This is a genomic window from Bacillus sp. AK124 (assembly GCF_053903085.1).
Window position 1 is genome coordinate 1,263,473 of record NZ_CP096378.1, and the last position, 19,029, is coordinate 1,282,501.

Below are 19,029 nucleotides of genomic sequence, written 5' to 3' on the forward strand. Positions count from 1 at the left end.
GGAGGGAAGCTGTCAATGAAAGATTTGATCTCTTATGTGAAAGACACTTTGGGTGCGTGCGAATGCGGAGCCGTTCATCATCCGCTTACAGTCGAAAAAATCGCGATCGGCGGCAAAGCTGTTGAGCAAGAATTGCCCGCTTTCGTGAAATCGGCTTCCTATAAAAAAGCCGCTGTCATTTATGATGAAACGACCGGACGGATAGCCGGTAAGCGGATTGCGGCTCTTCTTGAAGAAACGGCTGAAACAGTTCAGGTTCTGCTGGAAGCTAATGAAGCGGGCGATGTGACGGCGGATGAGCAAACATTGGTGAGTGCATTGATCGGTGTACCGATTGATGCGGATGTACTAATTGCAGCCGGAGCGGGCACGATTCACGACATCGTCAGGTTTTGCGCCTATCAGCGCGGCATCCCGTTTATTTCAGTTCCTATGGCTCCGTCGGTTGACGGTTTTACTTCAGCCGGCGCACCGCTGATTTTAAAAGGAAAGAAACAGACGGTTCAAACGACAGCGCCGATCGCGCTTTTTGCCGATTTGGAGCTCTTGTGTCAAGCGCCACAGAACATGATAGCCGCAGGTTTTGGCGATATGCTCGGCAAGGAGACGTCGCTTGCGGATTGGGAAATTTCCCGCCTGCTTGCCGATGAGCCGTATTGCCCGGCCGCCAGCCGGCTCACGAGGGAAGCGCTTGATCAATGCCTTGACCGAAAAGATGACATCGCTGCCAAGACGCGTGATGGGATTAAGAAATTGATGGAATCACTGATCCTTTCTGGTCTTGTCATGCTGGTTCTCGACCATTCAAGGCCGGCTTCCGGCGGCGAGCATCATCTTTCCCACTACCTTGAAATGAAAGCGTTGGAGAACAATAAGCGGCAAGTGCTCCACGGTGCTAAAGTCGGCTGCAGCGCCATCATGCTGACTGACATTTACCGATCTCTTATCGGTACAAGCCTGGGTGATCAACACGCTGAGCAAGCGATTCGCTCCGTTTATGAAAAGCTTCCTGACGGTAAGAAAATGGCAGAGTGGATGAGGCGTATCGGCGGGCCTGTATCTTTCAAAGAACTCGATGTTGAAGAAGAGCTGGTGAGAGAAGCGCTCGCATACGCCCATCAGCTCAGAGATCGGTATACAGGACTGAAAATCATCAATCAATACGGCCTTTTGCCGGGGCTTTTAGGCAAAGGACCAGGCGTGAAAGGGGTTAAAATGTGAAAAGGTTCCTTTCATCTATCTTTATGGTCACGGTCGCTGCATGTCTGCTTTTATCGGGGTGCAAGGCAAGTCCAGCCTCTGATCAAGCGGACGGCACCGAATTGACATTTTGGACATTCAACGGCCTTCATGAACAGTTTTATGCTGAGATGGTGAAAGAATGGAACAAAAAGTATCCCGAGCGAAAAATCAAATTAAATACAGTGGTGTATCCGTATGGACAGATGCATGACAATTTATCAATCTCGCTTTTAGCCGGGAAAGGGGTTCCAGATATTGCCGATGTTGAGCTGGGGCGCTATTCGAACTTTTTGAAGGGCTCTGACATTCCTCTTACAGATTTAACGCCGCTTGTGGATGGCGACCGCGACAAGTTTGTTGAAGCGAGGCTGACGCTCTACAGCAAGAACGGCAAGCTTTACGGACTTGACACACATGTCGGAACAACCGTGATGTATTACAACATGGAAATGATGAATAAAGCAGGCGTTGATCCGGACGACATCAAAACATGGGAAGATTACAGGGAAGCGGGCAAAAAGGTCGTCAAAGCTCTCGGAAAGCCGATGACAACGATTGAAACGACCGATCCGAATTCATTTCTGCCGCTGGTTTCCCAGCAGGGATCCGGTTACTTTGATGAGCAGGGGCGTTTGACATTAAACAATGAGACAAACGTAAAAACGCTCGAATTTTTAAAGACTTTAATTGAGAAAGACAAAATTGCCGTCACAACGCCCGGAGGTAATCATCACAGTGAAGAATACTACGGGTTTATGAACCAAGGCGGCGCGGCGTCTGTCTTAATGCCGATCTGGTATATGGGCCGTTTTTTGGATTATATGCCTGACTTGAAAGGGAAAATCGCGATCAGACCGTTGCCGGCATGGGAAGAAGGGGGAGACCGTTCAGCGGGAATGGGCGGAACGGCCACCGTGATTCCAAAACAGGCGAAAGAGGTCGATCTGGCCAAGGATTTCTTGAAATTTGCCAAAGCATCGAAAGAAGGCAACATCAAGCTGTGGACCGTGCTCGGATTCGATCCGCTCAGATGGGATGTGTGGGACTCGGACGAATTGAAAAAACCAAATCAATATACAGAATACTTTCAAAACGGACAACACATCTTTTCCGTGCTTCTTGACATAAAGGATGAGATCAATCCGCTTTACCTTACTGAGGATTATGCGAAGACTTCTGATCTCGTCAACAGAAACGTCCTGTACGAAGCGCTCAAAACGAAGAGCAAAACACCGAAAGAAGCATTGGACAAAGCAGCAGCTGAAGTGAAAGGGCAATAGTCTTTCATTACTGTAAAGCGAGGCGATAACTTGAAGACTGTTAAAACAGATACAGTGCATTCGTTTCCGCCGGTGAGCAGAAAAAGAAAGATCAGACGATTATTATATTCAGCAAAAGCCGCACCCTACATTTTCACAGCACCTTTTGTACTCTCCTTCTGCATATTTTTTCTTTATCCGCTTATCAGCGTCGTCATCATGAGCTTTCAAAGCATTCTCCCCGGGGAAGTCCGCTTCATCGGGACGGAGAACTATCAAGCATTAAACAATCCTACATTTTATACCGCACTATTCAACACCGTAAAATACACCTTTTGGACATTGCTGATTTTAATACCTGTTCCTCTTATTCTGGCAGTCTTTTTAGATTCTAAACTCGTAAAGTTTAAAAACGTGTTCAAATCGGCTTTATTCATCCCGGCTCTGACGTCAACCATTGTGGCGGGGATTATTTTCAGGCTGATTTTTGGAGAAATGGATACATCGCTGGCGAATTCGATATTGGCTAAGTTTGGAGCTTCGCCGTACAACTGGCTGAACAACGAACATACCGGCATGTTTTTAATGGTGATGCTCGCATCCTGGAGATGGATGGGAATCAATGTCCTGTACTTTTTGGCGGGCTTGCAGAACGTTCCGAAAGAATTATATGAAGCTGCCGAAATCGACGGCGCAGGCACGTTCAAGAAGTTTTACCATATTACGCTTCCGTTTTTAAAGCCCGTCAGCGTCTACGTGCTGACGATCAGCATCATCGGCGGCTTCCGGATGTTTGAAGAAAGCTATGTGCTGTGGCAAAACAACTCTCCGGGCAACATCGGCCTGACGATGGTCGGATACATTTATCAGCAGGGGCTTGCCTACAACAACATGGGCTACGGCTCGGCGCTCGGCATCGTGCTCTTGATCATCATTTTCATCTGCAGCCTCATTTCATTAAAGCTGTCTGGATCTTTTAAAAAGGAGGGCTATTAATGCGTCCTGCCAGAGGCCTCAACATTGCGAAAGTTGCTCTGTTTCTGCTGTTTGCGATACTAAGCTTTTTGTTTGTGTTTCCGCTTTTCTGCCTTGTGCTCGGCTCGCTCAAACCATCTTCGGAATTGTTGCGCTTCGGCTTGAATTTAAAGCTGAGCCCTGAAATCCTGAGCCTTGACAATTACACATACTTGTTTAACGGAGGAAGCATTTATTTTCAATGGTTTTCGAACAGCTTGATTCTCGTGGTGATATCCACCGTGCTGACGCTCTTGTTTTCTTCAATGGTCGGATACGGGCTTGCCGTCTACGACTTTAAAGGAAAAAATCTCTTGTTTGTAGCTGTGCTCCTGATCATGATGGTGCCGATCGAAATTCTCATGCTGCCTTTATTTAAAATGACGGTTTCTCTTCATATTGTCGACACATACGCCGGTGTGATTCTGCCGTTTATCGTCTCGCCTGTCGCCGTGTTTTTCTTTAGACAGTATGCGCTCGGCCTGCCGAGAGATTTGCTTGATTCCGCGAGAATGGACGGCTGCACAGAGTTCGGCATTTACTTCAGGATTATGGCGCCCTTGATGAAGCCGGCATTTGGAGCGATGATCATTCTTCAATCCTTAAACAGCTGGAACAACTTCTTATGGCCGCTGATCGTTTTGCGATCGAAAGAAATGTTTACGCTCCCCATCGGACTGTCCGCTTTGCTCAGTCCGTACGGGAACAATTATGACATGTTGATTTCGGGTTCTGTGCTGGCGATTCTGCCCGTGATTCTCATTTTCCTGTTCTTCCAGAAGTACTTTATATCAGGTTTGACGGCGGGCGGAATTAAAGGCTGATCCACTATATATCATCTTGAAAGGAATGATTTAACATGACTGCACACAAAGCGAAGATGACGATTGACAAGGAATATAAGGTGGCAGAGGTTGATAAGCGAATTTACGGATCCTTTATCGAGCATCTCGGCAGAGCCGTTTACGAAGGTATTTATGAGCCCGATCATCCTGAAGCTGACGAATCTGGCTTTCGGAAAGACGTTATTAAATTGGTCAGTGAACTGAAGGTTCCGTTTATCAGGTATCCGGGCGGAAATTTTGTCTCAGGTTATAACTGGGAGGACGGGATCGGTCCTGTCGAACAGCGGCCGACAAGACTTGATTTGGCGTGGGCGACAACCGAGCCGAACTTAATCGGTACGAACGAATTTATGGATTGGGCAAAGCTTGTCGGGGCAGAGGTGAATATGGCCGTCAACCTCGGAACGAGAGGAATTGATGCCGCACGCAACCTGGTAGAATATTGCAACCATCCGTCAGGATCGTACTACAGCGACTTGAGAAAATCCCACGGATATAAGGAACCGCATAAAATTAAAACATGGTGCCTCGGCAATGAAATGGACGGTCCATGGCAAATCGGCCATAAAACTGCAGCCGAATACGGAAGACTTGCCGCTGAAGCCGCGAAGGTGATGAAATGGACGGACCCGTCGATCGAGCTCGTCGCCTGCGGAAGTTCGGGAAGCGGAATGCCGACATTCATCGACTGGGAAACGACCGTGCTTGACCATACGTACGAACACGTCGAGTACATCTCGCTTCACTCGTATTACGGCAACCGTGACAATGACCTTCCAAACTATTTGGCGAGATCGCTGGATATGGATCACTTCATCAAAACGGTCATCTCAGTCTGCGACTATATGAAAGCGAAAAAGAAAAGCAAGAAAACGATTCACCTTTCATATGATGAGTGGAATGTCTGGTATCACTCGAATGAAAAAGACAAAGAAGCTGAACGCTGGGCGAAAGCGCCGCACCTTCTTGAAGACATCTACAACTTTGAGGATGCGCTTCTCGTCGGCTGTATGCTGATTACGATGCTCAAGCATGCCGACCGCGTGAAAATCGCCTGTCTGGCTCAGCTTGTCAATGTCATCGCGCCGATTATGACAGACAAAGGCGGAGAAGCGTGGCGTCAGACCATTTTCTATCCGTTTATGCACGCTTCCGTCTACGGCAGAGGAACGGTATTGCAGACGGCGGTATCGTCTCCGAAGTATGATGCGAAAGACTTTACGGATGTGCCGTACCTGGAGTCTGTGTCTGTTTTCAATGAAGAAGCCGAAGAATTAACTGTTTTTGCCGTCAACCGCGCAACTGACGCCGGCCTTGAAATGGAAGCCGATATGAGAAGCTTTGAAGGGTACAGTGTCTCTGAGCACATCGTTCTGGAACACGAAGATCATAAAGCGACGAATGAAAAAGACCGCAACAACGTCGTTCCGCACAGCGGCGGAGACGCCAAAGTATGTGACGGCAGGCTGACGGCTCACCTTCCGAAACTTTCCTGGAATGTGATCAGAATGAAAAAAAGATGATCTAAAAAATCCGGCCGCTGTGCCGGTTTTTTTAGGTGTGAAAAGGTGTGCGCATTTATGTCGGAGAATACTATAAAACAGGAGGGGGGATATGATGAAGTCGTTTTTTTCGGCTGCATATTGCTTTTTGATGTACGCATTTATAGCATACCTTTGGCTTCTGTTTATCACGGCGGTCCTTGATCGGACCCGGTTTCTCAATCACTCATTTTTAGAGGCGGGCGTCATCTTGATCGGCACCATATTGTTTTTTTCGCTGTCTCACCATCTCTCAGCTTCACTTGTCAAAACAAACATCAATCGAATCGGAGGGATCGCCGCTTTCTGTCTAGTCATGGCCGTTCATTTTTTTATCGTTCCGTTATGCTGACAGAAAAAAGGCGGATATCCGATGATACCCGCCAATTACGCCTTAAAAAAGGCAGCAGATGAAGCATGTGTCTATTTTATTCTTATTATTCCTATTAGTCAACTGGGTTTTGGGTGGTTTTGAAAATTATTCCTTTGTTTTAAGGGCATGTTGATAAAGATCTGCTGCACTCTCTATTGGAATGTGGCTGATCGAAAACTTCATATTTTCTTTTCCTGAGGCAACGGCCAACTTAATTGACGCTAAGTTTTTTCTCTCTTGCATAAATGTTTGGCTCAATGATGCCCATTGAATGCGTCCGCGTTTCATAATTGCCGTTTTCCGGGATAAAATTCCGTATTGCAAAGTTAAAAACCGGCTGCTTTGATTCCAGCCAATCATCCGATACCCTATCCACCCCAGGCTGAATAATCCGAGCGGCAGAACTGCAGCCAGATTGTGATAGTCGGAAGGTACAAACAGCCATATCGGTATGGCAAAAAGACAGCCGGCTATAAATGGCATAACCATATAGTGAATTTTCGCTTCCTTTGTGAGCGTGTGCAGATGGCCTCCTTTGCGGTAACCGGTAAACGGTTCAAGCATGGATTCGGCCTTTTCTTTTTTAACAAAAGGAAGTAGGGTGACGGTTTTACTGCTTTGCTCATTTGAACGATTGCGAATCAAAACAGCTTTGATTTCTGCATACCCCAAGAATCGGTGAATCGGACGCTCAATGATGAGAATGGCCTGTATCTGGTCTTGTCCGATCGTTCGTTTTTTCTTTTCAAACAGGCCCTGCTCAATCTCAATTTCTCCTTTGCTATTTTTCCTTAATGTGAATTGAAAATCACTTGCAAATGTGAGTAATAGCGAAAGCGCGAATGATAGAATAGCCATCAAGACCACCGTGATCATGATCCAGTTGGGGCCGAACCAGCCGGATAAGGAGGTGAACAAAGTGTCCCTGTCTCCTTCTTTCGATATATCCATATATTTTAGCAATCCCAGTAATAACAGCGTAAACACAATTCCGACTTTAGGCGATAGCAGGCTGTGTAAAATGAGGTTACTTTTAGATAATTGAAACATGGAGTCTTCAGCATGTTCGCTCGGCTTGTCTTTTGTTTCTGCTTTTAAAGCCGTCCGAATGCGCTGTTCTTCTTCTTTTGAAATGCAGCTGAGTGTGATGCCGGATTCTTCTCCTCCGGCAAGTTCAATTGTCAAAGTCCGGGTGGAAAATAAATGATCATATACACGAATCGCAGAATCAATTGATTGTATACGATCCGGCTGCACCCATCTTTTCTTGACGACAAGCAAACCGGATTCAACATATATCGCTTTCTCATGTATTTGGTAGGTAAATGATCGCCATTTTAATACACCAATCACGAAAAACGACATGATAAGGCATGAGCCTAAAGTGATATTGATGAGGAAAGCGGGAATGTCACCGCCTAGTTTATGAATACATAATACGAGCAGTGGAAATAACCAAATAAAGGAAAAGAATTCTTTGATCGCTGTAGCGATAAAGTAAAGGACGGAAACCGGATGGAGACGATGTTTGATCAATGTGTCAGACTTGTTCATCGCTTAACCTCGCATAGGCTTCAATTTCTTTGCGGATCGAATCGGCTGTTCCTTCGGCCAATCCCAGAATGTCGTGGCTGCCGGCTGCCGTTGATAAAGTCACTGTATATAAATTGTACTTTTTTAAAATAGGACCTTGTTTTGCTTCGACATGCTGGACTTTCCCCATAGGAATTAATACTTTTCGTCTGAAAATGATCCCTTTATGGATTTGAATACTTACTTCACTTAGGCGGTATCGCCACAAGTGATATTTCCACTTCGGCAAAAGATAAAGTTCAAACGGTACCGAGGCAACAGCTAAACATAATGTGACAGCCAATATCCATTTTGGCCAGCCGAATGTGATAGTAAAGTATAGCAATGCCAGAATCATGGATGCATACACACATAAAGTGATCACACCTTCAAGCTTCCGTACAGCAACAATTTTCCCGTCCAATTTTTTAAATTCACCAGTGTTCACGATAGCCTCCCTATTTAGTTATTTTTCTTGTTGCATAATCGAACGTATCGACAATTTCTGATATCATGTCTTCCTTATCTGATATATCTTGATTTGCGATTTTGGTCCCAAGAGAATCGATGACGCTTCGGACGGTTCTGGCCATAATGTGCGGGGAAAACTGCCTGAAACTCCCTTCTGTTTCCTGTCCCCACTTAAAAATTTCAACTAATGGCTCATATATTGATTCATCTTCATTCTGGTAAAATAGCTCGCCGGTTTCTGTTCGTAGGTTGGATACCACCTCAATGATTGCGGTCACGTAAGCCCGGTGTTCATACATGAATCTGAGATTTGATTCAATGTATGCGCGCAGTGTCGCCGGCGCACTGTCTGAACCATCCATGAATTTTTCCATATAAGGTGCTGCAAGTCCGTAGCAATACTCAACAACAGCCTTCATAAGCTGCATTTTATTTGGAAAATGATACGTAACGACTCCTTTGCTGATTCCCCCCTTTTTCGCGATATTGCCGATCGAGGCATTCGCATAGCCTTCTTCCACAAGCACTTGAATAGCGTCTTCAATAATTTGCAGTTGTCTTTTTTGTGATTTCGTATTCATGGCTCAATTTTAGTACGATCGTGCTAAAGTGTCAATAAGAATATGAAATCAAACTGAGAGGTCCGGGTGCTCGTCTATAACAAAAGGAAGCTGTCATAAAAAGCGAAGATGGAGGCCGGGTCTTTTTTCGGAAAAAGATGATTGCGCTTACAAAAAATATGAGATATGTTAAAAAAGAAACAAAGGGGGGAGGAATTGGATGAATGCAATAACAATTGTGATCGCTTCCATCTGTATTTTGGCGATCGCCTATCGTTTGTACGGAACATTTATGATGGTGAAAGTGTTGAAGGTTGATGATGACAAGCCGACTCCTGCCCATCTCCAGAAAGACGGCAAAGATTATGTGCCGACGAACAAATGGGTGTCTTTCGGCCACCACTTTGCGGCCATCGCAGCCGCGGGGCCGCTTGTCGGGCCGATCTTGGCGGCGCAGTTCGGCTACTTGCCGGGGCTGTTGTGGCTCTTGATCGGAGCGGTGATCGGGGGAGCCGTGCATGATATTGTCGTTTTATTTGCGTCCATGCGGAGGAAGGGAAAGTCGCTTTCAGAAGTGGCGAAAGAAGAGCTCGGGCCTGTTGCGGGATTTTGCACGGGGCTTGCGATGCTGTTTATTATTACGATCACGATGGCGGGGCTGTCGATGGTTGTGCTTCATGCGCTTGAACGCAATCCGTGGGGGACGTTCGCCGTTGCGATTACAATTCCGATCGCGATGGGGGTCGGTTTATTTTATAAAAAGACAGGCAACTTAAAATTAGCGTCAACCGGCGGATTTATTTTACTGATGGCCGGTGTCTTCATCGGACCGTCCATCGCGGAAACGCCGCTTGGAGACGCCTTGACGCTTGATACGAAAACGCTTGCTGTCGCACTTCCTGTCTATGCATTTTTTGCAGCTGCGCTCCCTGTATGGCTGCTGCTTGCGCCGCGCGATTATTTGAGCAGCTTCATGAAGATCGGGGTGTTTATCGCTTTGATTGCCGGGGTGTTCGTCGTCAATCCGGCGATTCCGTTTCCGGCGTTTACCGAGTTTACGGGCGGAGGGGGACCTGTATCACCTGGTCCGGTTTGGCCGTTTATTTCAATTACGATCGCCTGCGGTGCGATTTCCGGCTTCCATGCGTTTGTCGGTTCAGGCACGACGCCGAAAATGCTTGATAAGTGGAGCGATATGAAATTCGTCGGCTTTGGGGCGATGCTCGTTGAGTGTCTTGTCGGCATCATGGCGCTGATCGCGGCAACGGCATTGCAGCCGGGCGATTATTTTGCCATCAACAGTTCGCCTGAAGTCTTTCGGACGCTTGGCATGAATGTCGTCCACCTGCCTGAACTCAGCCGCGAAATCGGTCTCGATCTTGAAGGAAGAACAGGCGGAGCTGTTACCCTTGCCGTCGGCATGGCTTATATTTTTACGGATATTCCGTTTTTCAGCCATTTGGCCTCTTACTTTTTTCAATTTGTCATCATGTTTGAAGCCGTCTTTATTTTAACGGCGATTGATGCCGGTACAAGGGTGGCGCGTTATTTGATTCAAGACTTTTTCGGAGAAGTGTACAAACCGCTGAAAAAAACGGACTGGCTTCCGGGTTCGGTCGCAGCGAGCGCCGTTGCCTGTTTCATGTGGGGGTATTTGCTGTATTCAGGCGACATCAGCTCGATTTGGGCGCTGTTTGGCGTATCCAACCAGCTGATGGCATCCGTCGGTTTAATTATCGGCGCGACGGTCATTTTAAAAATAGCGGACAAACGGCGTTATATGCTGACATGTCTCATTCCGCTCGCTTATTTGTACGTAACGGTCAACTATGCGGGATACTGGATGATCAAAAACGTTTATTTTAATGCGGAAGCTGCCGGTTTCAGCGTTTTAAACGGCATTTTATCAATTATTATGCTGCTGCTGGGGCTGGTGATCATGGCGGCTGCCATTAAAAAGTGGACGGAGATTTGGCGCGATCCGGCATTGCGGATGGAGCCTTCTATTCCAGGATGAAAATAAACCGGGGCCGTTTCAGGCCGCCGGTTTATTTCGTTTTTAATCCTTGTTCCAATGTCTCAAGCATTTCAGTTTTATCCGATTCAGTTGCGTGCTGCCAGATGACCTCGAACAACACACCTAATCCCGGAAGCATTTTTTCTTCACCGCTTTGGATCGCATCGACGATCGTGTGCTCAAGCTCTTCTTGCGAGTTTCCTGATACATTGGCAATAACGGCATGGCGCAAATTCAAATCCATCTTTTTTCACTCCATTTCATCAAATCTGATTTTCTATATTCTGCCTCGCTTTCGGGTTTATTATGTATCATTGATGAGATATAATGTGACTATTGCGAGACAAAGGAGTCAAAACGATTTGAAACGAATTGAATCAGCCAAAAATCAAAAAGTGAAGGATTGGAAAAAACTTCATACGAAAAAAGAGCGGACAAAAACCAATACTTTCTTAATAGAAGGCGAGCATCTCGTTGAGGAAGCGCTGAAGACACCGGGTGTTGTGAAAGAAATCATGGTCCGAGACGAAGCGGATTTCCCGGCCGCGCTTGCTGAGTCTGTTGCCCGCTATATTTTGAGCGACGATGCTTTCTCGGCGATTGCCGAAACAGAGACACCCCAGGCTGTCGCCGCTGTATGCCGAATGCCTGAAAGTGGACCTTTTCAATACGAAAAGCTGCTGCTTGCGGATGCTGTGCAAGATCCGGGCAATTTAGGGACGATCATCCGGACGGCAGACGCGGCGGGGATCGATGCCGTTGTGATCGGACAAGGCACTGTCGACCCCTACAATGCCAAAACGCTCAGATCGGCTCAAGGTTCGCATTTTCACATTCCGATTTTAAAACGCGAGCTTTCGGAGCTGATTGAAGAGCTAAAGGGAAAAAGCGTCCCGGTTTACGGCACAGCGCTGCAGGATGCCGTGCCATTTAGAGAAGCGGAGCCGTCGCAGTCATTTGCGCTTTTGATCGGAAACGAAGGATCTGGGGTCGATCCGGATCTCCTCGCACAGACCGACCAAAATCTGTACGTTCCGATCTACGGAAAAGCGGAGTCGCTGAATGTGGCGGCCGCAGCCGCGGTCCTTCTTTATCATCTCCACGGATAACCGGTTGCACAGGATCATGTAATTCACTATAATGAATGTAATATGTTTAAAAACAGTGATAGAGGCTCCGTTTTTTCACATGTCGCCATTTAGGGAGAAAATGCCTTAGACTGCAAGCATTTTTATGGCAGGCCGGAAAAACGCTTCACCTCTTGAGTTGTCACCGGGACCGCGTCTCTCGAGGGATGTGTAAAGGTGAACCGGATTCATTCCGTTATGCCAATGAAGTAAGCAGCAAAGCTTTTTTGCTTTGTTTTAAAAAAGGGTGGTACCACGGCCACGATTCGTCCCTTTCATTATGAAAGGGGCTTTTTTTATTGCCTAAAATAACAGGTTGCTACATAAAAGGAGGAGTTTTTAAGATGCAGGAAGAGCTGAAACGGCTTGAGAAAGAAGCGGTTGAAAAAGTGGAAGCCGCTGGTTCATTAAAAGAAGTCAACGATGTCCGCGTTGCGTACCTGGGAAAAAAGGGACCGATCACGGAAGTGCTTCGGGGAATGGGAAAGCTGTCCGCTGAAGAAAGGCCGAAAATGGGCGCCTTGGCGAACGAAGTAAGAGAAAAAATCGCCGCGGCGATTGCCGAAAAAAATGCCCGCCTAGAGGAAGAAGAGGTGAAAAGGAAGCTGAAAGAACAGACGATTGACGTGACGCTTCCGGGAAGCCCTGTAAAAACAGGAGCGAGGCATCCGCTGACGATCGTTATTGAAGAAATCGAAGACTTGTTTATCAGCATGGGATATTCGGTGGAAGAGGGTCCTGAAGTAGAAACCGACTACTATAACTTCGAAGCGCTCAACCTTCCGAAAGAGCATCCGGCCCGCGATATGCAAGACAGCTTTTATATTACGGAAGATACGCTGATGAGAACGCAGACGTCTCCCGTCCAGACGCGCACGATGGAAAAGCATAAAGGCAAAGGCCCTGTCAAAATCATCTGCCCCGGCAAAGTATACCGCCGCGACAACGATGATGCGACACACTCCCATCAGTTTATGCAGATTGAAGGGCTCTGCGTTGACCGCGATATCAGCATGAGCGACTTAAAAGGAACGCTTGAAACGGTCGCGAAAAAGATGTTCGGCGAAGAGCGCGAAATCAGACTGCGTCCAAGCTTCTTCCCGTTTACAGAGCCGTCTGTCGAAGTCGATGTTTCCTGCTTTAAATGCGGAGGCAAAGGCTGCTCCGTTTGTAAACAAACGGGCTGGATCGAAATTCTCGGCGCTGGAATGGTGCATCCGAACGTGCTCGAAATGGCCGGATTCGATTCCAAACAATATCAGGGATTTGCATTTGGAATGGGTGTTGAACGGATCGCGATGCTGAAATACGGCATTGACGACATTCGTCATTTCTATACGAACGATGTCAGATTTTTATCTCAATTTAAACAGGCTTAAAGAGGAGGACGCGTGATGTTTGTTTCATATAAATGGCTGCAGGAATACGTGGATTTAGATGGGATGACTCCCGAGATTCTCGCTGAAAAGATTACGAGAAGCGGAATTGAAGTGGAAGGCATCGAATATAAGGGAGAAGGAATGAAAGGCGTTGTCATCGGACATGTGCTGGAGCGCGAACAGCATCCGAACGCCGACAAGTTGAATAAATGCCTCGTCGATATCGGCGAAGAAGAGCCTGTCCAGATCATCTGCGGGGCTCCGAACGTGGACAGAGGGCAAAAAGTAGCCGTCGCCACGGTTGGTGCGGTATTGCCCGGCAATTTTAAAATCAAAAAAGCGAAGCTTCGCGGGGAAGTGTCTAACGGCATGATCTGCTCTTTGCAGGAGCTTGGCATTCAAGGCAAGCTTGTGCCGAAAGAATATGCGGAAGGCATCTTCGTCTTCCCGGGCGATGCAGAAACCGGTGCGGACGCCCTTCAAAGCCTGGCGCTCGACGATGCGGTTCTTGAACTGGGACTGACGCCAAACCGCGCCGACGCCATGAACATGCTCGGCGTTGCCTATGAAGTGGCTGCGATTCTCGGCCGCGAAGTCAAGCTTCCTGAGACGGCTTATCAGGCAGGCGCCGAAAAAGCGGCGGACTATATTTCCGTCAAAATTGAAGATACAGAAGCCAATCCTTTGTACGCGGCAAAAATCATTAAAAACGTCAAAATCGGCCCGTCGCCGCTTTGGATGCAGACGAAGCTGATCAATGCCGGCATCAGACCGCACAACAATGTCGTCGATATTACGAACTTTGTTCTGCTCGAATACGGTCAGCCGCTGCACGCGTTTGACTATGACCGCTTTGGCTCAAAAGAGGTCGTCATCCGCAAAGCGTACGAAAATGAAACGATAACGACGCTTGATGAACAAGAAAGAACATTGACGCTTGAGCATCTTGTCATCACAAACGGTTCTCTTCCGCAGGCAGTCGCAGGCGTAATGGGCGGAGCGGACTCCGAAGTCCGCGAAGATACGGCGACAGTGCTGCTTGAGGCCGCGTATTTTAACGGTCAGACCGTTCGCAAAGCATCAAAGGATCTCGGTCTTCGCAGCGAATCAAGTGTCCGCTTTGAAAAAGGCATCGATCCTGCACGGGTGCGCCTCGCTGCAGAACGCGCGGCAGATTTGATCAGTCGGTATGCCGGAGGAACCGTCTTAGAAGGTACGGTTGAAGAAAACCACCTTGATATCAAAGAGAATGTCATCCGCCTTTCTGTTGATAAAGTGACGAAGGTTCTCGGCATGTCCATCAGCAAAGAAGAAATGGTCAACATTTTTGAAAGGCTCGGCTTTGCCGTTGAAGACGCTGAACGGGAACTGGTCGTGACGGTTCCGTCAAGAAGAGGCGATATTGCGATTGAAGAAGATTTGATCGAAGAGGTCGCAAGACTGTATGGATATGACAACATTCCGTCGACACTGCCGGAAGTAACAGGCTTTGCGGGCGGACTGACACCTTATCAGGACAAGCGCAGAAAAGTAAGACGCTTTCTGGAAGGAGCAGGCCTTTCCCAGGCGATCACATACTCATTAACAAACGATAAAAAAGCAACGGCTTACGCATTGGAAAAATCGTTTAAAACGATCCTTTCGCTGCCGATGAGCGAGGAAAGAAGCGTGCTGAGGCACAGTCTGCTTCCTAATCTGCTTGATTCGGTCGCATACAACCTGGCCCGGCAGTCAGATTCTGTAGCTTTTTATGAGGTCGGTTCAGTTTTCTTGAAAGCTGAAGAACATACGAAACCGATCGAAAAAGAACACGTCGCCGGAGCCGTGACAGGCCTGTGGCACAAAAACCTCTGGCAGGGCGAGAAAAAGCCGGTTGATTTCTTCGTCGTAAAAGGCATCGTCGAGGGTCTGTTGGAAAAGCTCGGCATCACGGAAGGCATCGAATTCGCTCAATCTGAAAGAAAAGAGCTTCATCCTGGGCGGACGGCCAATATTTTGCATAACGGCTCATTAGTCGGCTTCATCGGCCAGCTGCATCCGTCAGTTGAAAAAGAGCTGGATCTGAGCGACACGTATGTGTTTGAACTGGACCTGCACGAGCTCCTTCGATTGGATGTACCGGAGATCACGTATACACCAATTCCAAAGTATCCTTCTGTTACCCGGGATATCGCGCTTGTTGTGAATAAAGAAACAGCGGCCGGTCAGCTTGAGGACGTCATCAAAACAGCAGGCGGCAAATGGCTGAAAGAAGTCCATGTCTTTGACGTCTACGAAGGCGAGCACATGGAAGAAGGCAAGAAATCTGTCGCCTTCAGCCTGCAATATTTGAATCCTGAACAGACATTGACAGAAGAAGAAGTGACAAAAGTCCACGACCAAGTGCTGAAAGCACTGGAGGATGCGTATCAGGCTGTATTGAGAGGATAACCGGTTCCCAGCCCAATTGAGGCTGCCCGGCTGCAGTACAAAAAAGGCGTCTCCGCTTTATGCGGAGACGCCTTTTTATAACTATTGATACCAAACTTTATTTTTCTCGATCAGGCTGTTGTGTTCCGCATCCCAGACATCGACGGTGTATGCGTAATCGTAGTTCATAATGCAACGGATGCCGCTTCCTTGCGGATCATGCTCCACCCCGAAATTATGGGAAAATTCGTGTCTTTGTGCTTTTGCCGTATTTTCCGTTCCCAGGTCGAACGTGACGCTGAAAGCAGGACCGTCCGGTTTAACAGGGTATTGAAAAGCGATGCCGCCCGCTTCAAAATTGTCGTTGGCTGTAAAGCCGGCTACGAATTTATAAGGCCGTCCTTCGAATTTGTCCGCCAGGTTGTCAAGAATGTCAGAGGCATTGCTTCCGGAAGAACTCCATGGGGCAACAGCTTCCACGACAAAATCAATATCGTGGTCGCGGTTAAACATTTCGTCCGCCTCTTCAACGATGTTGACGATTCTCGTTTTCCAGTCTTTGTGTTTCTGCCGGTACTGCTTATCAGCCACCGCGAGGACACTTATCTTTTGCTTGCCCGTGCTTGCCTGAGTCGAAAATTTACCGTTGTTTACATTCTTTTTAAATGTGATCGTACTCGTTTCATTTCCTTTCTCATCCAGCACTTTTGTTTTCGTTGTTTTTTCAATGTGAACTTTGCCTGTTAAATCTTTATAACCTTCCTTAGGTTTAGGCAATGCTTCCTTATAAATCCCTTTTGCTTCATGAGTATGCTTATGACCGCCCGTTTCCGCGACTCCGGCCGCCCCAGGTATTAAACTTGCAGAAAGCAATAAAGTAAAGAATAAAGACCGTTTTTTCATTTGAAAAATTTCCTCCTTAGTTTTTAACAGACTAAAGATTCGTCTAGTTAACTAGAAATCCCTTCTTTCTATCCAAAAAGAGGAAAATATACATAGGTTCTTATGACAAACCTTTCAATGTAACTACAAAGTTCGTTAAAATCAGACAAGAAATCTGCCATTTGACAGTGATTTTTAAACAGAACTATAGGCCTTTTGTTTGCTAATATTCTGATAAATCGTAATATTCTCTAGCGAAAATGATCGAAATTCAGCTAAGATTGCTGAGTTTTGAATTGCCTGCGGGAATAGAAGCAAGAGAAAGGCACTGCTTGGCTGTTTCGCATAAATAGACAAGCCGTCCGCCTCTATAACCTTATTTTGTACCTAATTTCTTCTCTCAATAAATGTTAACCAAGTCACATTCCTCTGGCCCGCTGGAAAAAACTATTTCATATTTCTTTTTTTTAGTATAAAATCATTAATAGTTCAAAATAACCATTCAGAAAGGATTGGTACTATGACAAAAAACCCGAGCAACAGTACTCAAACATTTATCATTTTAGGCTGGATATGTACCGGTATATCACTACTGCTTTTTCCAATTTTATTTGGTGCAGGAGGAGTTATTTTTGGATATCTAGTAAGAAGTAATGGGAAAGTCCAACACGGGACAATCATGATGATCGCAGCTATCGCTTGTGGTTTATTTGGTGTTGTATTAGGAATGGCTTCTGCCGGATATTAAATTCATTCCAATCGATAATGAGAATCCGAGGCAGAACAGTATACATAAAAAAGCAGGCCGACGGGTCTGCTTTTTACTTGATTATAATGCCGGGATGCCAATAGGCCATAATCTCAGCACGCAATGTTTGCAGCCTCTTCATCTTCCTCCCTAATCTTGTCGGGCTCATAGGCCCTTTCCCGTAGGATAAGCGCATCCATATATATGTGGAAGATTTCCGTGATTCTAATATAACTAAGAACATATCATGATTAAGAAAAGCCTCATCTCATTATATTAATCAGGAGATAAAATGAATGATGGTAAGAGCATGAAGTTCATTACGTCCTGTCAAGACAATACACGATTCCGTTTCAAATATTTACTGTGAATGGATCGAAGAAAGAATTCGTAAGTTTCATTGCGAAGAGCCGGGATGAATGCGGGATATAGCCACAAGCGGAAATACTCCTTGGAACTCCGTGAATTGGTCTCTCGAGCTTCCTGCTAAAACAGCTGGGAACCCTGATAGTCAGGAGTTCCCGCTTTTTGGTGTATTCAGTTTTTCGACGCCAGGCGCACCGCTTTCTGTGTGTTCGCAAAATGGCGTTTCGTGAAATGACCGAGCGCTGCTTCGCCGTGTTTCTTGATCAGCTTTGCCGCCGCTTCATCGACGAGCGGACCCGCTCCTTTCGGGAGCGTCATCCCGGCTTCTTTCGAAAGCTTATCCATCTCCATTAAAAATGAATAGCGTGCGATGATCGAAGCCGCTGCAACTGAAAGATGGATGCCTTCCGCTTTTGTGCTGAAATATGTACGTTCTTTGATGGCGTTTTTGCCGGCCAGGTGTTTAAAATAGACGGCAGGTTCTGCGAACTGGTCAATTAAAATCGCTTCAGGCCGGGTTCCGTCCAATTTTTTGAGAAGGTTGCCGATCGCCTGGTTGTGGAGAAGGGCCTTCATTTTTCCCTGGCTCATCCCTTTTTCCTGCATTTCATTATACTTTTCATTTCTCAAGACGAGCAGGCTGTAAGGAACTGTCTTGATTAAGTCGCGCGCGATCTGAACGATTTGCGGATCTTTTAAGTTTTTTGAATCTTTAACACCGAGTTCCTTTAACAGCGGCAGCTTTACCTTGTCAGCGTATACGCACGCGACGGTGATCGGACCGAAATAATCGCCTGTCCCGACTTCATCGGAGCCGATCACAGACATGGAACCGATGCCTTCAGGCGGCTGATAGACGGACGGGATGCTTTTTTTGGATGCGGGCTTTTTGGCAGCCGGTGTTTCAGCATCCGCCGTCCAGCGCTCCGCTTCCTTTTCCGCGTTTTTTCCTTGGAACAGCACCTTCCCCGACCGGTATGCTGTAATGGTGCAGCCCTGTGGTTTGGCCTGGAAAACCGCGCCCTGTACGGAAAGGGAAGTCATGTGAGGCCCGTAGTGGCTTTGCATCCGTTCAATAACAGACGGGGGAACTTTTAAAACAGAATGTGACACGTTCTAATCTCCTTTATTAGCTGCTTAAACAGGCTAAATCATTGTTTTTATAAGTGTATCATAACAGCGGAGGGCTCGTCTTTCCATTCAATCTCTAAACATGTTATGATA

General features: G+C 46.8%; 17 protein-coding genes. 11 read left to right on the forward strand and 6 right to left on the reverse strand.

Going from position 1 to position 19,029, the window contains the following annotated elements:
- Positions 1-15: 15 nt before the first annotated feature.
- The 6 genes from M1E06_RS06365 to M1E06_RS06390 all read left to right on the forward strand — a co-directional run bounded on the left by M1E06_RS06365 (position 16) and on the right by M1E06_RS06390 (position 6,253).
- Complete coding sequence (locus M1E06_RS06365) at positions 16-1,221, forward strand: sn-glycerol-1-phosphate dehydrogenase (RefSeq protein WP_020452522.1); 1,206 nt, start codon at positions 16-18, stop codon at positions 1,219-1,221.
- Positions 1,222-1,244: 23 nt separating this feature from the next.
- On the forward strand, positions 1,245-2,522 hold the full coding sequence (locus M1E06_RS06370; RefSeq protein WP_095291053.1) for an ABC transporter substrate-binding protein: 1,278 nt from the start codon (positions 1,245-1,247) through the stop codon (positions 2,520-2,522).
- 30 nt (positions 2,523-2,552) lie between these two features.
- Positions 2,553-3,497 carry a carbohydrate ABC transporter permease gene (locus M1E06_RS06375; protein ID WP_020452520.1) on the forward strand — a complete coding sequence of 315 codons (945 nt, stop codon included), beginning with the start codon at positions 2,553-2,555 and terminating at the stop codon, positions 3,495-3,497.
- Entirely contained in the window at positions 3,497-4,339 is an 843-nt protein-coding gene (locus tag M1E06_RS06380; protein WP_020452519.1) for a carbohydrate ABC transporter permease, read from the forward strand. Before M1E06_RS06375 ends, M1E06_RS06380 begins: the two co-directional genes overlap by 1 nt.
- Before the next feature lie 35 nt (positions 4,340-4,374).
- Complete coding sequence (arfA, locus tag M1E06_RS06385; RefSeq protein WP_020452518.1) at positions 4,375-5,883, forward strand: arabinosylfuranosidase ArfA; 1,509 nt, start codon at positions 4,375-4,377, stop codon at positions 5,881-5,883.
- A gap of 91 nt (positions 5,884-5,974) precedes the next feature.
- Entirely contained in the window at positions 5,975-6,253 is a 279-nt protein-coding gene (locus tag M1E06_RS06390) for a hypothetical protein (RefSeq protein ID WP_020452517.1), read from the forward strand.
- Positions 6,254-6,379: 126 nt separating this feature from the next.
- On the opposite strand, the gene M1E06_RS06395 is transcribed toward M1E06_RS06390, so the two are convergent.
- The 3 genes from M1E06_RS06395 to M1E06_RS06405 are packed head-to-tail and all read right to left on the reverse strand — an operon-like array spanning position 6,380 to position 8,898.
- Positions 6,380-7,828 (reverse strand): PH domain-containing protein, encoded by a 1,449-nt coding sequence (locus tag M1E06_RS06395; RefSeq protein WP_020452516.1) that lies wholly within the window; start codon positions 7,826-7,828, stop codon positions 6,380-6,382.
- A complete protein-coding gene (locus M1E06_RS06400; protein WP_020452515.1) occupies positions 7,815-8,294 on the reverse strand; it encodes a PH domain-containing protein in 480 nt (159 codons plus the stop codon). The genes M1E06_RS06395 and M1E06_RS06400 overlap by 14 nt, the downstream gene beginning before the upstream one ends.
- Positions 8,295-8,304: 10 nt before the next feature.
- Positions 8,305-8,898: a TetR/AcrR family transcriptional regulator gene (locus tag M1E06_RS06405; RefSeq protein ID WP_020452514.1), complete on the reverse strand. Its 594-nt coding sequence runs from the start codon at positions 8,896-8,898 to the stop codon at positions 8,305-8,307.
- 199 nt (positions 8,899-9,097) lie between these two features.
- On the opposite strand from M1E06_RS06405, the gene cstA reads away from it, so the two are divergent.
- Positions 9,098-10,894, forward strand: a complete 1,797-nt coding sequence (gene cstA, locus M1E06_RS06410; RefSeq protein ID WP_020452513.1) for a carbon starvation protein CstA — start codon at positions 9,098-9,100, stop codon at positions 10,892-10,894.
- A 31-nt stretch (positions 10,895-10,925) separates the two neighbouring features.
- On the opposite strand, the gene sspI is transcribed toward cstA, so the two are convergent.
- Positions 10,926-11,138: a small acid-soluble spore protein SspI gene (gene sspI, locus M1E06_RS06415; protein ID WP_023855460.1), complete on the reverse strand. Its 213-nt coding sequence runs from the start codon at positions 11,136-11,138 to the stop codon at positions 10,926-10,928.
- 118 nt (positions 11,139-11,256) lie between these two features.
- Here sspI and M1E06_RS06420 point away from each other — a divergent pair, with 118 nt between their 5' ends.
- The 3 genes from M1E06_RS06420 to pheT all read left to right on the forward strand — a co-directional run bounded on the left by M1E06_RS06420 (position 11,257) and on the right by pheT (position 15,830).
- Positions 11,257-12,003 carry a TrmH family RNA methyltransferase gene (locus tag M1E06_RS06420; protein WP_041817275.1) on the forward strand — a complete coding sequence of 249 codons (747 nt, stop codon included), beginning with the start codon at positions 11,257-11,259 and terminating at the stop codon, positions 12,001-12,003.
- A 362-nt stretch (positions 12,004-12,365) separates the two neighbouring features.
- Positions 12,366-13,400 carry a phenylalanine--tRNA ligase subunit alpha gene (gene pheS, locus M1E06_RS06425; protein ID WP_003184229.1) on the forward strand — a complete coding sequence of 345 codons (1,035 nt, stop codon included), beginning with the start codon at positions 12,366-12,368 and terminating at the stop codon, positions 13,398-13,400.
- Positions 13,401-13,415: 15 nt separating this feature from the next.
- On the forward strand, positions 13,416-15,830 hold the full coding sequence (pheT, locus tag M1E06_RS06430; RefSeq protein ID WP_020452510.1) for a phenylalanine--tRNA ligase subunit beta: 2,415 nt from the start codon (positions 13,416-13,418) through the stop codon (positions 15,828-15,830).
- A gap of 81 nt (positions 15,831-15,911) precedes the next feature.
- On the opposite strand, the gene M1E06_RS06435 is transcribed toward pheT, so the two are convergent.
- Positions 15,912-16,712 carry a zinc-dependent metalloprotease gene (locus M1E06_RS06435; protein ID WP_020452509.1) on the reverse strand — a complete coding sequence of 267 codons (801 nt, stop codon included), beginning with the start codon at positions 16,710-16,712 and terminating at the stop codon, positions 15,912-15,914.
- Positions 16,713-17,211: 499 nt separating this feature from the next.
- On the opposite strand from M1E06_RS06435, the gene M1E06_RS06440 reads away from it, so the two are divergent.
- On the forward strand, positions 17,212-17,439 hold the full coding sequence (locus tag M1E06_RS06440) for a hypothetical protein (protein WP_020452508.1): 228 nt from the start codon (positions 17,212-17,214) through the stop codon (positions 17,437-17,439).
- Positions 17,440-17,976: 537 nt separating this feature from the next.
- On the opposite strand, the gene rnhC is transcribed toward M1E06_RS06440, so the two are convergent.
- Positions 17,977-18,918 (reverse strand): ribonuclease HIII, encoded by a 942-nt coding sequence (rnhC, locus tag M1E06_RS06445; protein ID WP_020452507.1) that lies wholly within the window; start codon positions 18,916-18,918, stop codon positions 17,977-17,979.
- Between the last annotated feature and the right edge of the window lie 111 nt (positions 18,919-19,029).

What these genes read in the sequence shown, in the direction of transcription:
- M1E06_RS06365 (WP_020452522.1), top strand. Translation starts at nt 16, where the DNA reads ATGAAAGATTTGATCTCTTATGTGAAAGACACTTTGGGTGCGTGCGAA.
- M1E06_RS06370 (WP_095291053.1), top strand. Translation starts at nt 1,245, where the DNA reads ATGGTCACGGTCGCTGCATGTCTGCTTTTATCGGGGTGCAAGGCAAGT.
- M1E06_RS06380 (WP_020452519.1), top strand. Translation starts at nt 3,497, where the DNA reads ATGCGTCCTGCCAGAGGCCTCAACATTGCGAAAGTTGCTCTGTTTCTG.
- arfA (WP_020452518.1), top strand. Translation starts at nt 4,375, where the DNA reads ATGACTGCACACAAAGCGAAGATGACGATTGACAAGGAATATAAGGTG.
- M1E06_RS06390 (WP_020452517.1), top strand. Translation starts at nt 5,975, where the DNA reads ATGATGAAGTCGTTTTTTTCGGCTGCATATTGCTTTTTGATGTACGCA.
- M1E06_RS06395 (WP_020452516.1), bottom strand. Translation starts at nt 7,828, where the DNA reads ATGAACAAGTCTGACACATTGATCAAACATCGTCTCCATCCGGTTTCC.
- M1E06_RS06405 (WP_020452514.1), bottom strand. Translation starts at nt 8,898, where the DNA reads ATGAATACGAAATCACAAAAAAGACAACTGCAAATTATTGAAGACGCT.
- cstA (WP_020452513.1), top strand. Translation starts at nt 9,098, where the DNA reads ATGAATGCAATAACAATTGTGATCGCTTCCATCTGTATTTTGGCGATC.
- sspI (WP_023855460.1), bottom strand. Translation starts at nt 11,138, where the DNA reads ATGGATTTGAATTTGCGCCATGCCGTTATTGCCAATGTATCAGGAAAC.
- pheS (WP_003184229.1), top strand. Translation starts at nt 12,366, where the DNA reads ATGCAGGAAGAGCTGAAACGGCTTGAGAAAGAAGCGGTTGAAAAAGTG.
- pheT (WP_020452510.1), top strand. Translation starts at nt 13,416, where the DNA reads ATGTTTGTTTCATATAAATGGCTGCAGGAATACGTGGATTTAGATGGG.
- M1E06_RS06435 (WP_020452509.1), bottom strand. Translation starts at nt 16,712, where the DNA reads ATGAAAAAACGGTCTTTATTCTTTACTTTATTGCTTTCTGCAAGTTTA.
- M1E06_RS06440 (WP_020452508.1), top strand. Translation starts at nt 17,212, where the DNA reads ATGACAAAAAACCCGAGCAACAGTACTCAAACATTTATCATTTTAGGC.